This is a genomic window from Aestuariibaculum scopimerae, from assembly GCF_059428085.1.
This window is the reverse complement of sequence record NZ_CM182089.1, coordinates 286,992-300,699: the sequence shown is the minus strand read 5'-3', so window position 1 is coordinate 300,699 and position 13,708 is coordinate 286,992. Positions and strand designations below refer to the sequence as shown.

Sequence of the window (13,708 nt, the reverse complement as noted above, 5' to 3'; positions counted from 1 at the left end):
TGCGGTCCTTTTAAAGGACGAAGGTAAAGATAATGAGTTTTCCACCCAAGAGGAAACGACTAAAGAACAAATGAGAAAAAAAGTTGCATTTTATACCTTAGGCTGTAAGCTTAATTTTTCAGAAACATCTACCATAGCACGAAGCTTTACGAGTGAAGGTTTCGATCGTGTTGATTTTTCAGAAATGGCAGATATTTATGTAATTAATACCTGTTCGGTAACCGAAAATGCAGACAAACGCTTTAAAAGTATAGTTAGGCAAGCACAGCGGGTTAATCCAGATGCTTTTGTGGCGGCTGTTGGGTGCTATGCCCAATTAAAACCACAAGAATTGGCAGCTGTTGATGGTGTAGATCTGGTACTTGGCGCCACAGAAAAGTTCAAGATAACAGATTATCTGAACGATCTTTCCAAAAATGATTTTGGTGAAGTGCATTCGTGTGAGATTGAAGAGGCCGATTTTTATGTTGGTTCTTATTCCATTGGAGATAGAACCCGTGCCTTTTTAAAGGTACAGGATGGTTGCGATTACAAATGCACCTATTGCACCATTCCTTTGGCACGTGGTATTTCGCGAAGCGATACTATGAAAAACGTACTTAAAAATGCCCAAGAAATTTCGGACCAAAACATCAAGGAAATTGTTCTAACCGGTGTTAATATTGGCGATTATGGTAAAGGTGAGTTTGGTAATAAAAAGCACGAACATACGTTTTTGGATTTGGTTACCGAATTAGATAAAGTGGAAGGCATAGAGCGTTTACGGATTTCTTCTATAGAACCCAATCTTTTAAAAGATGAAACGATAGATTTAGTTTCTAAGTCCAGAGCTTTTGTGCCACACTTTCATATCCCTTTACAAAGTGGCAGCAACGAGATTTTAAAAAAAATGAAGCGCCGTTATTTACGGGAACTTTATGTAAATAGGGTTGCTAAGATACGTGATGTTATGCCACATGCCTGTATTGGCGTAGATGTTATAGTGGGCTTTCCTGGGGAAACGGACGAACACTTTCTTGAAACCTATAATTTTCTTAACGAATTGGATATTTCATATTTGCATGTCTTTACCTATTCAGAAAGAGACAATACCGAAGCTGCTAAAATGGATGGGGTAGTACCTGCTAATGTAAGGAGCAAACGCAGTAAAATGCTTAGAGGGTTATCTGTTAAAAAGCGTCGTGCGTTTTACGAAAGCCAAATAGGCAGTGCGCGCACTGTATTGTTTGAAGGTGAAAATAAAGATGGCTACATTTATGGCTTTACCGAAAACTATGTAAAAGTAAAAGCCCCTTGGAATCCTGAATTGGTAAATACGCTGCACGATGTTACGCTTACCAAAATAGATGATGATGGTTTGGTTCGGTTTGACTTCATTCAAGTGCTAGACCAACATATTCTTTAATAGTAGATTAGTACTCCCCCGTGTAGTAGACTGGTACTCGCTCGTGTAGTAGACTGGTACTCCCCCGTGTAGTAGACTGGTACTCGCTCGTGTAGTAGACTGGTACTCCCCCGTGTAGTAGACTAGTACTCGCTCGTGTAGTAGATACATTGTGTTAAATTTATTTATGAGCTTTTTTAAGGGGTGTTAATGACTTTATCCGAAATATAAGGCATTTAAGCGTTTTTATTCTTCAAATTGGGATGGCAGCAATACATTTATCCCATATAATCCCAAATTGTATGAAACCTACCATTTTAACCTTATGTATTGTATTCGCACTTAATGTGCTAACAAGCTGTACCACAGAATCTGTTGAACCCTCAATAGAAGGTACATGGAAATTAACCACTTGGACGGTTAACTTACCCGCCGATTTGAATAACGACACCATTACCAGCACCAATCTTTTAGATGAAATTGATTGTGAGAACAATGAAACATTGGTTTTTGAAGGTAATGTAGTTGCATCAAACGCTACTTTTAATCATAATATTGGTATCACCTTAGTAGATAATAGCACAGATCAATATGCTTTTGATGTTGTGTGTGATACAGAAGGCGTGATTGGTTACGCCACATCTTTTACTAAAAGTAACAATGCCGTTATTATTAATGATACTGTGGCAACAGTGGAAGGCAATCAGTTAACTAGGGTGTTTAAAAATGCCGTAGCCATATACAACGAGGCCCATACCGAGGTTGTGGCTACCAAAGATTTAATATTGGTTTACACGAAACTTTAATTTTTATATTACCATAATATATTGCCGTGCGGTTAAAACAAAAGGCCCAGAACTTAAAGTTCTGGGCCTTTTGTTAGTTGTTTTAATCCGTAAATTATATTCTAACGCCTACGGGTAGCATGCGCTTATATTTTCTATTGCTTCGTACAAACTTAGCAATATCAGGACTTGTGGGTACTACGCTTAGATTGCGCTCTTCAATTTGTTCAAACACAGCAGCTAAAAATTCTTTGCTAAAGGTTTCATCATAAATTTCTTCAGGAATAACTAGCTTTGTTAAAAAAATCTTTCTTTCTTGTAAAGAGTATTCAATTTTAGCTAGGTGGTCGTTGACTTTTAATTCAAATTGACGTAAAAAATCATTGTCAATTAATTCTGCAGCATCAATCATGATATTTTTTTTAATTTCTTAGGAAACTTCAAAATAGTGAATACTATTTATATAAATTTGTTTTGCAAAGTTATAAAAAATAATCGTTAATATAAAGTAAATTGATAGTTAATCCCTTATAAGATAAAGTATTATAGCTATTTTTTTAATTTGTGCAAAGTCCAATTAATGAATAAAGATATTATACACGTGTATTTAATGCCAGGAATGGCAGCCAGCCCAAAAATCTTCGAATACATAAAATTGCCCGAAGACCAATTTCAATTGCACTATCTGGAATGGTTAGTGCCAGTAGGTAACGAGTCGCTTAGCGATTATGCGTTTCGAATGTCCAAAAACATCAAGCATGATGCTGTGGTTTTGTTGGGGGTGTCCTTTGGGGGTGTTTTGGTTCAGGAAATGCGAAAATATGTGTCCGTAAGAAAGCTTATTATAGTTTCAAGCGTTAAAAGTAAAAAGGAATTGCCCAACCATATGTTAATAGCAAAAGCCACCAAAGCCTATAAATTAATGCCCACACAATTGGCAAGTAAAATAGACGTTATAGCAAAGTATGTGTTCGGTAACAATGTTAGTAGACGGTTAGAACTGTACAAGAAGTACCTGTCTGTAAACAACAGTGAATACTTAAGTTGGGCCATAGAGCAAATGGTTTGTTGGGAGCAGGAATTGCCTCCAGAAAACATGGTACATATCCATGGGGCTAACGACCTGGTATTCCCAATAAAGAAGATTACCAATTGTATTACTATAAAAGGTGGTACGCATATTATGATTCTGAATAAATATAAATGGTTCAATGAAAATTTACCACGTATTATTTTAAAGAACTGAACAAAATTTTTACCTTTAATTAAAACTTTTTAAAAATGAAGATTATAGAAAAAGCTCTGGCGTTTGTGGGATTATTAAGTTTATGCGCGTTATTTATTTATGCCCTCCAAGATGCGCCAACCGATGAAAATTTTGAGAAAAAATTAATAAACGATTACAATGTTTATGCACTGCAAGTTCCCAACAACCTGGAGTTTGCAGGAGAACCCATGCCGCTTCAAAATCCGGATATTTTAGAACGTATGGATAGAGAACTGCTAGTGAACACGTATTGGCAATCCAATGGCTTGCTCATGTTTAAACGCGCCAAAAAGTATTTTCCAATCATTGAGCCCATTTTAGAAGCCAATGGTGTTCCAGATGATTTTAAATATCTAGCCGTGATAGAAAGTGGTTTAACAAATGCCGTTTCACCAGCAGGTGCCAGGGGCGTTTGGCAAATTATGCCTTCTACAGCAAAGGAAAACGGATTGGAGGTTAATGATAATGTAGATGAAAGGTACCATTTAGAAAAATCTACCCAAGTGGCCTGTGAGTACTTATTGAAGTCTAAAGAGGATTTAGGGTCATGGACCTTGGCAGCAGCAGCCTATAATGCAGGCAATGCAGGTATTTCAAGACGTTTGGAAGAGCAAAATGTAACAGATTATTACGATTTGCTATTGGGAGAAGAAACAGGACGCTATATTTTTAGGATTGTTGCTCTTAAAGAAATTCTATCGCATCCAGCAAAATATGGTTTTAATTTCCGGGAAAAGGATTTGTACAATAACATTCCAACCTTTAAAGTAGAGGTAGATACGGCTGTAACCGATTTTACTAAATTTGCTGAGAATTTTGGTATTAATTATAAAATATTAAAAATCCATAACCCGTGGTTAAGAGAGCCAAAGCTTAACAATAAGTCTAGAAAGCTATACGAAATTGATATTCCAAAAGAAGGTTATTATACTGTGCAGCCTTAATGCTAGAATTTGTTAAAGAAAACATTTGGACCCTAATCATAGTTTTAAACTATGCAGTTGGCATCTTGGCAGCATTAACCATCCTGTTAAAAAACATAAACCCGGCCAAAACACTGACGTACATCATTGTTTTGGTCTTTTTTCCGTTTTTGGGTATCATTGTTTACTATTTATTTGGCCAGGAATATAGAAAGAACAAAATATTTAACAGAAAGCATATTTTAAATCGGGACCTGGTAAAAAAAATAAACAAAGCATTTGAGCTTAAAAAGAGCGAACGAAAGGAAATAGATGCCGATTTACACGATAAAATCAAGCTAGTAAAATTACTTCACAGTACAGAAAACGCCCCTTTAACATTACATAACAATATTACCATACTTGTAAATGGTAATGAGAAGTTCGAATATTTATTAAAAGATATAGAAGCTGCTAAAGACCATATACACCTTGAGTATTATATTATTAAGGATGACACTATTGGCAACAAAATTATAGACGCCCTTTGTAAAAAAGCAGAAGAAGGCTTAAACGTGCGTTTAAGTTTTGATTATGTAGGAAGCGATCTCTCTACAAAGGCAGAGAGAAAATTAAAAGCCAGTGGCGTGATATTTTATCCTTTTATGCCTGTGTTCTTCCCTAAGTTTACCAGCAAGATGAACTATAGGAACCACCGAAAAATAGTTATTATAGATGGTACAATAGGCTATGTGGGCGGTATCAATATTTCAGATAATTATGTGAATTATGAAAATGACAAACTGTTTTGGCGTGACACCCATTTAAGGATTGTTGGTGAAGCTGTTAAGCTGCTTCAAATACACTTTTTAACCACTTGGGATTTTGTGTCCAATAGCCGTATTAAAATCACCGAAAACTTATTTCCGGAAATTAATTTAAATAATGAAACAAAAGTACAAATAGCAGCCAGCGGGCCCGATACCAATCGTGCCAATATAATGGAGGCCATATTGACCTCAATCAATACAGCCGATGATTATGTGTACATCTCCACGCCATATTTTATACCTAACGAGCAAGTGCTTACAGCATTGCAAATAGCATCAAAAAGTGGTGTAGATGTACGTATATTAATTCCTAAAAATTCCGATTCTTGGATAGCCAATCATGCAACAAATTCTTATTTGCAGGCATTGTTAGAAGCCAATGTAAAAATATATAGGTACACTAAAGGTTTTGTACATGCCAAAACACAAGTTATAGATGATATGATTGCCTCGGTAGGCACGGCCAATTTAGATTACAGAAGTTTTAATATCAATTTTGAAATCAATGCGCTAATCTATGATGTAGCAGTATCTAAGGCATTAAAAAAACAGTTCTTAGCAGATATTAAAGACAGTCAGGAAATAACATTAAAGCAATGGGAGCAGCGTCCAAAAATTAAAAAATTAAAAGAATCTTATTGTCGTTTGTGGGCGCCTTTGCTTTAAAATATATTAACGGCTTCTTCTTTTTTGTTGTCTTATAGAACCGCCTGTACCAAAATGTTGGTTGGGTATTTGCGAACGCTTCATGTTTTCCTTCATCATCTTTATTTGATCGGTAAGTACCCCTTGTTTATCTAGTTTCTGTGCTTCCGATAAAAGTTTTTGTGCTTCCTGTTTTCTACGTTTAGAAAATGCAATGCCAGAAAGGTTTAATTTAGCCATAGCCAAATCATGACTCATAGATAATCCCAAAGAAATAGCCTTTTTAAAATATTTCTCGGCTTCATTCATGTTGGTTTGCGAAACCATCAGGCCGTGCAAGTAGTTGTAGTAACCTTGTTGTTTTCTTACCAAAGCAGTTTCAGGATTCTTAATCTTATCTAACCATTTCTTGGCGCCTTCAAAGTCTTGTTTACGTAACCTAAGGAATGCCAATAAAATGAATTCATTTTTAAAGTATAGAAACACAAAAATTAAAGATAGTAACACATACATAATACCATTGCCAATGTTCCCCTCGGTAAATTGATAGATAGCATATGCAAAAATCCCCAGAGCAATGATAAGTTTTATAATTTTATTGTACATTTTATTTAGTTTAATGTGTGCTTACAGACGTCTTTTTACCTCTGTATTTGAATTTCAATGCAAAGAAACTAAATTTTTATCAAAATTCTAGTAGCTAAGTGGTCTAAAATCTAACAACAAAGCGGTCTAACATCTAATATAAAATATTTTAAAATAACATTTGCCAAAGTAAAAACTCTTTGTATATTTGCGCTCAGTTTTGGAGAAACCCAAATAAATCAAGATTAAAGTACAATTCAGATTTTAAAGATATAAGATAATGAGTAAAAGAACATTTCAGCCATCTAAGAGAAAGAGAAGAAATAAACATGGCTTTAGAGAAAGAATGGCTTCTGTTAATGGAAGAAAAGTACTTGCTCGAAGAAGGGCTAAAGGTAGAAAGAAATTGTCTGTATCATCTGAAGCAAGACATAAGAAATAATGATTAACAATTGTTAATATTTTAAAGGTGTTACTTAGGTGTAACGCCTTTTTTTATATCATTTGATTACTATTTTTGTAACCTATTATAATACAACATATAAACATTAAAAATGCCGAAAAATTCAAAACTTAAATCTATATTAATAATTGGATCGGGTCCTATTGTTATAGGGCAAGCATGTGAATTTGATTACTCTGGAACCCAGGCTTTAAGATCGCTTAGAGAAGATGGGATTGAAACGGTTTTAATTAATTCCAACCCAGCAACCATCATGACAGACCCTTCCATGGCCGATCATGTGTACCTGTTACCATTAACCACCAAGTCCATTATTAAAATATTGAAAGAACATCCACAAATTGATGCCGTTTTGCCAACCATGGGTGGGCAAACCGCTTTAAACTTGTGTATAGAAGCAGATGAAAAAGGCATTTGGGAGGATTTTAATGTAGAAATTATAGGTGTAGATATAGATGCCATAAACATTACCGAAGATAGGGAAAAGTTTAGGGAATTAATGCTTAAAATAGGTATTCCCATGGCACCACAGGCAACAGCCACCTCGTATTTAAAAGGTAAGGAAATTGCCCAAGAATTTGGGTTTCCATTGGTAATACGTGCATCGTTTACCTTAGGGGGTGCCGGCGCTTCCTTTGTATATAGAGAAGAAGATTTTGATGAGTTGTTAACCCGAGGTTTAGAGGTATCGCCCATCCATGAGGTGATGATTGATAAGGCCCTAATTGGCTGGAAAGAGTATGAGTTAGAGTTGCTAAGGGATGCCAACGACAATGTGGTGATTATCTGTTCTATTGAGAACATGGACCCAATGGGAATTCATACAGGAGACTCCATAACCGTGGCACCGGCTATGACCTTGAGCGATAAAACCTTCCAGAAAATGCGTGATATGGCCATCCATATGATGCGCAGTATTGGCGATTTTGCAGGGGGATGTAACGTACAGTTTGCGGTATCGCCCGATGATCAGGAAGATATTATAGCCATTGAAATCAATCCACGTGTATCACGTTCTTCGGCACTGGCAAGTAAAGCTACGGGGTACCCCATTGCAAAAATAGCAGCCAAGCTTGCAATTGGATATCATTTAGATGAATTGCAAAACCAAATTACAAAATCTACTTCGGCCTTGTTTGAACCGACCCTGGATTATGTGATTGTAAAAATACCACGATGGAATTTTGATAAGTTTGAAGGGTCTGATAGAACATTGGGACTTCAAATGAAATCGGTTGGAGAAGTAATGGGTATTGGGCGTTCCTTCCAAGAAGCACTTCATAAAGCTACACAGTCTTTGGAAATTAAGCGTAACGGATTGGGAGCCGATGGTAAAGAAAACAAGAATTACGATCAAATTATAGAGAAACTAACCTATGCGTCTTGGGACCGTGTGTTTATAATTTATGATGCCATTGCTATGGGCATTCCGTTAAGTCGTATCCACGAAATCACTAAGATTGATATGTGGTTCTTAAAGCAATATGAAGAATTGTATCTGCTTCAAAAGGAAATATCAACGTATACCATAGATACCATAGAAAAGGATTTATTGTTGGAAGCAAAGCAGAAGGGGTATGGCGACCGACAAATAGCGCACATGCTAGGCTGTTTAGAAAGTGAGGTATACAATAAGCGTGAAGCCATGGGCATTAACCGTGTATACAAGCTGGTTGATACCTGTGCTGCCGAGTTTAAAGCGCAAACACCTTATTACTATTCAACCTTTGAAAGTGATATGGAAACGGCAGACGGTAACCGTTATGCACATAATGAAAGTGTGGTGTCCGATAAGAAGAAAGTCATCGTACTGGGATCGGGCCCTAATAGAATTGGACAAGGTATTGAGTTCGATTACTGTTGTGTACACGGCGTATTGGCGGCGGCGGAATGTGGCTATGAAACCATTATGATTAACTGTAACCCTGAAACGGTTTCAACCGATTTTGATACGGCCCATAAGCTCTATTTCGAACCCGTATTTTGGGAGCATATTTACGATATTATTAAGCACGAAAAACCAGAGGGCGTTATTGTACAGTTGGGCGGACAAACAGCTTTAAAGCTTGCTGAAAAACTATCAAGATATGGTATCAAGATATTAGGAACCAGCTTTGAATCGTTGGATTTGGCGGAAGACCGTGGGAGCTTTTCCACACTATTAAAAGAGAATAACATTCCTTACCCAGAGTTTGATACGGCTGAAACTGCCGACCAGGCTTTGGCGGTAGCAGATAAGCTAAACTTCCCTATTTTAGTAAGGCCATCTTATGTATTGGGAGGTCAAGGCATGAAGATTGTAATCAACAAAAAAGAACTGGAAGAACATGTGGTAAGTCTGTTACAAAGCATACCCAATAACAAACTCTTGTTAGACCATTATTTAGATGGCGCTATTGAAGCAGAGGCAGATGCAATTTGCGATGGCGATGAGGTGTATATTATAGGTATTATGGAACATATAGAGCCTTGTGGTATCCATTCTGGAGATAGTAACTCTACCTTACCACCATTTAACTTAGGTGATTTGGTGATGCAACAGATTAAGGATCATACTAAAAAGATAGCCTTGGCATTGAATACGGTGGGACTGATTAATATTCAGTTTGCTATTAAAGACGATACCGTTTATATTATCGAGGCCAACCCAAGAGCATCTAGAACAGTACCGTTTATTGCAAAGGCCTATGGAGAACCTTACGTAAATTATGCAACCAAGGTTATGTTGCGTGATAAAAAGATTAAAGACTTTAACTTTAATCCAAAATTAGAGGGCTATGCCATTAAGCAACCCGTATTCTCATTCAATAAGTTCCCGAATGTAAATAAAAAGTTAGGACCCGAAATGAAGAGTACAGGAGAAAGCATTTTGTTTATAGAAAGCTTAAAAGACGATGCCTTTTACGATTTGTATGCCAGACGTAAAATGTATTTGAGTAAATAATTGTACCGCGTAGCGCCTGCCTGTCGGCAGACAGGCAGGCGCTACGGGTAAAACACATTGATGGCATTCGTGTGTAACGTCCTACGATAAAAAAATCGTTCCTCCCATAAAAAAAATCATTCGTTACCACAAAAAAATGATTCCTCCCGCAAAAAAATGGCACATCCCATAAAAAAATCATAGGTAACCAGTAAAAAATGGCAGGGAACCACATAAAAATGACACCTCCCGGAAAAAAATCATTCCTCCCTAAAAATAATGACCCAGAACCACGAAAAAATCATTCCTCCCATGAAATGAATCGTTCCTCCCGGAAAAAAATCACAAAGCACCATGACTTTGCCATTTATTTTAGGTGAAATCTTATTTTTTGATGGTGTGTCTTAAAATCTGGCGGTAAAATCTAACTAACTTTATTAAAAACCTATTGTAAATGCGTTCCTGTTCCCGGGAACTGTTAACATGTGGAAAAGGCCTATCGGGAACGACTTTATTTAAAAACGCACATAATTTTTCCCAACCATCGCCGCTTTCAAAACACACGACTAACAATTTCTCTGGAGCATGGGTATTAAAGAAATCAATAACCGCCTGATTGTGGTTTTCGTAAAAGTCGATATGCTCTTTTTTAAAATCATGGGGCATGTAATATCCGTACACCAATTTCTCAAATTTATTATCCGATACTGTTTTGGCATGTTTACACAAACTATGGTACCAGGCTTCAGAAGATTTCCTTACGGTAAGGACAAATTTAGCATCCTTAAATTCATGATACATTTCTTGGTAAACCAAAGGCCAGGGCCAGTCTTCAAAATTGTTTTTGGTTTTGGCCAATGCAATGATGGGGTCTAAATCATGGTTGGCCCATGCCTGAGTCAGTTCCCACCGGTTCTCAGCTTTGTTGCCATTAGTGGCCCAATAAATATCCAGAGTATCCTGAAATCCTAAAATATATAAGGCTTTTGCAAGCGATTTAGTTCCTGTTTTATTGAGACCGATGCCAAAAACTTTCATTTAAACATGAAATAATATTACATTGCAATATACAAAGGTAAAATGGTAACTTAAAGATGGATTTTTCAGAATTAAAGAACAGTAACCAATTCTATAAGGAAACCTCTCTGCTCGAGGCATCTAAAATTGTACAGTGGAAGCAGGCCCATAATAGTTATAACTTTAAAGAGTTGCCAGAAACTGCCATCTTATCTTTAAATAATAATTTAATATCTAAGCCTACCCGCCTTTTTGGTAAAAAGCTAAAGGGCTTGCCAGGTAAGGCATACATTTTAAGCAGTGAGTATGTTTACTGTTCTAATTTTGGGAATGGTGCCCCAGCCATTGTTGGCTTAATGGAAGAATTAAAAGTATTTGGCGTTAAAAATTTTGTCTTTTTAGGCGTTGCAGGCTGTTTGTTTAAAGACCAAAATACCAATGCCTATATTGTAAAAGAAGCTTACTCTACTGCAGGATGCACTTATTTATACTCTAATAAGGATTGTTTTAAGCCCAATAATTCACAATGGGTAGCCACATTAAAAGCAGCATTGAATCTTAAGGAAAGTATTTGTTGGACTACCGATGCACCGTATCGGGAAACAGCCTCTTTGGTTGCCCACTTTAAAGACAAGCAAGTTATGCATATAGATATGGAAACGGCAGCTGTATATGCGTTTTCAGACTTTTACAATACAAACGCATTATCAATCGTTGTGTCGGGAGATGCCATTGTAGATACTATGTGGCAACCACCTACACCAAAAGAAAGGATACATCAAACGATGAAGCACCTCGTTAATAAGATTCTTACTTATGAACCAAAATAAACCTTTAGTATCTATTATTATCACTTTTTATAATGAAGAACGGCTTTTGTCTAGGTGTTTGGATTCTGTTAAAAATCAAACCTATAAGGATTTAGAGTTGGTGTTGGTAAATGATGGTTCTACAGATGCTTCATTAAAAATCGCCCAATCTTATAAATCAAGTTTTGATCAATTTAAACTTATTAGTATTAAAAATTCAGGGCACAGTGAAGCCAGAAATGTTGGATTGGTTTCCATTACAGGCAATTATGTAACGTTTTTGGATGCCGATGATGAGTTTCAACCTAATATGATTGAAACTTGTTTAAATAAATTAATAGATACCAGATCGGATTTGGTGATTTGTAAATTCTCGATATTTAATGCTTCAGGGGCATGGGAATTAACCTCTGGTTGGAAACCTGAAGTGGACCATATTACTATGACTGAGCATTTAATACATCCATTCTTTTTTGGAGGAATTTCAGAAACCGTTTGGGGAAAATTATTTAGAAGCGACATAGCCAAAAAAATAGATTTTTATAAAGGGCTTTGGTTTGATGATAGACCTTATGTATTTGAGTACTTGTTATTGGCAAATAGTGTTTGTTTTGTAGATAAAAGTTTATTGAATATACATAAGCGGGACACCTCTATAACAAGGCGGGTTATCGAGAAGAAGCGATTGTTAGATTGTGAAACCGTTTTTGAGCTAACGCTTGTTAATATTGAGAAGTATTCCAAAGGAAAAGATGTAAACTATTTAGCGGCAAAGCATTATTTAGGGGTTTTAATGAACAACTATATTTTTCAAATTATGGATAAAGATGAGATTACAGATTTAAAGGCGGTTAGAACAACCTTTAATTTTGTTTTGCGAAATTTTAAAAAACGATTGAAACATGAACGCATACAGTTAAAGATGAAAGATAAACTTAACCTGTTGTTATTGCATTACCAGCGTTTTTTAGGATGGAGCTTTTCCAATTGGGTATTCACCGTTGTTAAAAAGAAGCGCATACATAAAATTGAACAACTGCGTTAAGAATAGAATTCGTTAAAAATTTGTTGAATGGTATCTGCCATTTTAAATTTTTCAATTCGCTTTACAGGATGATTGCTTTTAGTCAATACGGCCAATAGTTTTTCTTTTAAATGATCTGGGTTGTTGGAATAGTAAAAATTTTCCAGTGTTTTAGAGTCTTCAATGGGAATGGTACTAATTACATAGCACCCAGAATAAAGGGCTTCGTGTAGTACAAAACCACCGCCTTCATATTTTGAAGTATGTAAAAGTACAGTAGCATTGTTCATATAATCTAAAACGTTTTTATGGGAAATATTGCCTGTAAATACAACATGACTTGTTAAATTCAGGGCTTCTATCTGCTTTTCTAAATGTACCTTTTCCCCTCTGTCAGCTCCACAAATCATCACATTCAGGTTGCTGAATTCCTTTTTAACATCATGCACTATATTTAAAAACAGTTCATAGTTTTTAAGGGTGCTTAAATTGCCTACCCCCAGAATGCTTATAGAGCGTTTATCCGTATTGAGTTTGGGAAACTGAGAAGGGCTTACGGCCAGATTTGCCACTTTCTCGACCCCAAAAGCATAATGGGCATTAAAATAGTCTTTTTGGTGTTCAGAGAGCATGATTAATGAGTCTTTAGGTAACCTATTGTAGGTTATGTACTTGTTCCTGGGTTTCGCATCTTGCCCCAATAGCCAAACCCTTAATTTAATATGGAACAGCCGGGATAATAGGGTGCCAAGCAGACTCGCTTCCCGATACCAAAAGCATAAAATACCATCATAATTATGTTTTCTACAGAGTTTGATGCCCAATACCAGACCCTTTATAAAATAGGGGATGAGCAGGTAATAGCGTTTAAAACCACTACCAATGGGATAGACGGTAATGTTATTCTTGTAGTGATACGGTTTGCACTTTGGGAACATCAAACTGATCACATGAATCTTAACATCTGTTTGCTCTGTAAAAGCTGTGGCGAACTGATTGATGAAAGGGACTATATGATTTTCCGTTTCATTTTCAGGGAATAAGGGCGATATGAATAGTAAGGTTTTTGCCATC

The 13,708-nt window shown here is 36.4% G+C and carries 13 protein-coding genes; 9 read left to right on the top strand and 4 right to left on the bottom strand.

The window, feature by feature from the left end; translation table 11 throughout:
* Positions 1-70 precede the first annotated feature (70 nt).
* Positions 71-1,405, top strand: coding sequence for a tRNA (N(6)-L-threonylcarbamoyladenosine(37)-C(2))-methylthiotransferase MtaB (mtaB, locus tag AC5SR4_RS01410; protein ID WP_495357756.1), 1,335 nt, complete (start codon positions 71-73; stop codon positions 1,403-1,405).
* Between the two features lie 281 nt (positions 1,406-1,686).
* A complete protein-coding gene (locus tag AC5SR4_RS01405) occupies positions 1,687-2,190 on the top strand; it encodes a hypothetical protein (protein WP_495357755.1) in 504 nt (167 codons plus the stop codon).
* 94 nt (positions 2,191-2,284) lie between these two features.
* Here AC5SR4_RS01405 and AC5SR4_RS01400 read toward each other — a convergent pair whose 3' ends face one another.
* Positions 2,285-2,581 (bottom strand): N-acetyltransferase, encoded by a 297-nt coding sequence (locus tag AC5SR4_RS01400; RefSeq protein ID WP_495357754.1) that lies wholly within the window; start codon positions 2,579-2,581, stop codon positions 2,285-2,287.
* A 168-nt stretch (positions 2,582-2,749) separates the two neighbouring features.
* On the opposite strand from AC5SR4_RS01400, the gene AC5SR4_RS01395 reads away from it, so the two are divergent.
* From AC5SR4_RS01395 to cls, 3 genes are read left to right on the top strand one after another with little or no spacing between them, the layout of a single operon-like run.
* Positions 2,750-3,415 (top strand): alpha/beta hydrolase, encoded by a 666-nt coding sequence (locus AC5SR4_RS01395; RefSeq protein WP_495357753.1) that lies wholly within the window; start codon positions 2,750-2,752, stop codon positions 3,413-3,415.
* A 35-nt stretch (positions 3,416-3,450) separates the two neighbouring features.
* On the top strand, positions 3,451-4,380 hold the full coding sequence (locus AC5SR4_RS01390) for a lytic transglycosylase domain-containing protein (protein WP_495357752.1): 930 nt from the start codon (positions 3,451-3,453) through the stop codon (positions 4,378-4,380).
* A complete protein-coding gene (gene cls, locus AC5SR4_RS01385) occupies positions 4,380-5,834 on the top strand; it encodes a cardiolipin synthase (protein ID WP_495357751.1) in 1,455 nt (484 codons plus the stop codon). The genes AC5SR4_RS01390 and cls overlap by 1 nt, the downstream gene beginning before the upstream one ends.
* A 6-nt stretch (positions 5,835-5,840) precedes the next feature.
* On the opposite strand, the gene AC5SR4_RS01380 is transcribed toward cls, so the two are convergent.
* Positions 5,841-6,419 (bottom strand): tetratricopeptide repeat protein, encoded by a 579-nt coding sequence (locus tag AC5SR4_RS01380; protein WP_495357750.1) that lies wholly within the window; start codon positions 6,417-6,419, stop codon positions 5,841-5,843.
* Positions 6,420-6,678: 259 nt separating this feature from the next.
* On the opposite strand from AC5SR4_RS01380, the gene rpmH reads away from it, so the two are divergent.
* Positions 6,679-6,840, top strand: a complete 162-nt coding sequence (gene rpmH / locus AC5SR4_RS01375; protein WP_208152809.1) for a 50S ribosomal protein L34 — start codon at positions 6,679-6,681, stop codon at positions 6,838-6,840.
* Between the two features lie 112 nt (positions 6,841-6,952).
* Positions 6,953-9,805 (top strand): carbamoyl-phosphate synthase large subunit, encoded by a 2,853-nt coding sequence (carB, locus tag AC5SR4_RS01370; RefSeq protein ID WP_495357749.1) that lies wholly within the window; start codon positions 6,953-6,955, stop codon positions 9,803-9,805.
* 363 nt (positions 9,806-10,168) lie between these two features.
* Here carB and AC5SR4_RS01365 read toward each other — a convergent pair whose 3' ends face one another.
* Positions 10,169-10,822, bottom strand: a complete 654-nt coding sequence (locus tag AC5SR4_RS01365; RefSeq protein WP_495357748.1) for a sulfotransferase family protein — start codon at positions 10,820-10,822, stop codon at positions 10,169-10,171.
* Positions 10,823-10,878: 56 nt separating this feature from the next.
* Between AC5SR4_RS01365 and AC5SR4_RS01360 the strand changes: the two genes are divergently transcribed.
* Entirely contained in the window at positions 10,879-11,631 is a 753-nt protein-coding gene (locus AC5SR4_RS01360) for a phosphorylase family protein (RefSeq protein WP_495357747.1), read from the top strand.
* Positions 11,618-12,655 (top strand): glycosyltransferase family 2 protein, encoded by a 1,038-nt coding sequence (locus AC5SR4_RS01355; protein ID WP_495357746.1) that lies wholly within the window; start codon positions 11,618-11,620, stop codon positions 12,653-12,655. The genes AC5SR4_RS01360 and AC5SR4_RS01355 overlap by 14 nt, the downstream gene beginning before the upstream one ends.
* Here AC5SR4_RS01355 and AC5SR4_RS01350 read toward each other — a convergent pair.
* Entirely contained in the window at positions 12,652-13,707 is a 1,056-nt protein-coding gene (locus AC5SR4_RS01350) for a glycosyltransferase (RefSeq protein ID WP_495357745.1), read from the bottom strand. The genes AC5SR4_RS01355 and AC5SR4_RS01350 overlap by 4 nt on opposite strands.
* Position 13,708: the final 1 nt, after the last annotated feature.

Coding starts and splice junctions, on each gene's coding strand:
- mtaB (WP_495357756.1), top strand. CDS start 71: ATGAGAAAAAAAGTTGCATTTTATACCTTAGGCTGTAAGCTTAATTTT.
- AC5SR4_RS01405 (WP_495357755.1), top strand. CDS start 1,687: ATGAAACCTACCATTTTAACCTTATGTATTGTATTCGCACTTAATGTG.
- AC5SR4_RS01400 (WP_495357754.1), bottom strand. CDS start 2,581: ATGATTGATGCTGCAGAATTAATTGACAATGATTTTTTACGTCAATTT.
- AC5SR4_RS01395 (WP_495357753.1), top strand. CDS start 2,750: ATGAATAAAGATATTATACACGTGTATTTAATGCCAGGAATGGCAGCC.
- AC5SR4_RS01390 (WP_495357752.1), top strand. CDS start 3,451: ATGAAGATTATAGAAAAAGCTCTGGCGTTTGTGGGATTATTAAGTTTA.
- cls (WP_495357751.1), top strand. CDS start 4,380: ATGCTAGAATTTGTTAAAGAAAACATTTGGACCCTAATCATAGTTTTA.
- AC5SR4_RS01380 (WP_495357750.1), bottom strand. CDS start 6,419: ATGTACAATAAAATTATAAAACTTATCATTGCTCTGGGGATTTTTGCA.
- rpmH (WP_208152809.1), top strand. CDS start 6,679: ATGAGTAAAAGAACATTTCAGCCATCTAAGAGAAAGAGAAGAAATAAA.
- carB (WP_495357749.1), top strand. CDS start 6,953: ATGCCGAAAAATTCAAAACTTAAATCTATATTAATAATTGGATCGGGT.
- AC5SR4_RS01365 (WP_495357748.1), bottom strand. CDS start 10,822: ATGAAAGTTTTTGGCATCGGTCTCAATAAAACAGGAACTAAATCGCTT.
- AC5SR4_RS01360 (WP_495357747.1), top strand. CDS start 10,879: ATGGATTTTTCAGAATTAAAGAACAGTAACCAATTCTATAAGGAAACC.
- AC5SR4_RS01355 (WP_495357746.1), top strand. CDS start 11,618: ATGAACCAAAATAAACCTTTAGTATCTATTATTATCACTTTTTATAAT.
- AC5SR4_RS01350 (WP_495357745.1), bottom strand. CDS start 13,707: ATGGCAAAAACCTTACTATTCATATCGCCCTTATTCCCTGAAAATGAA.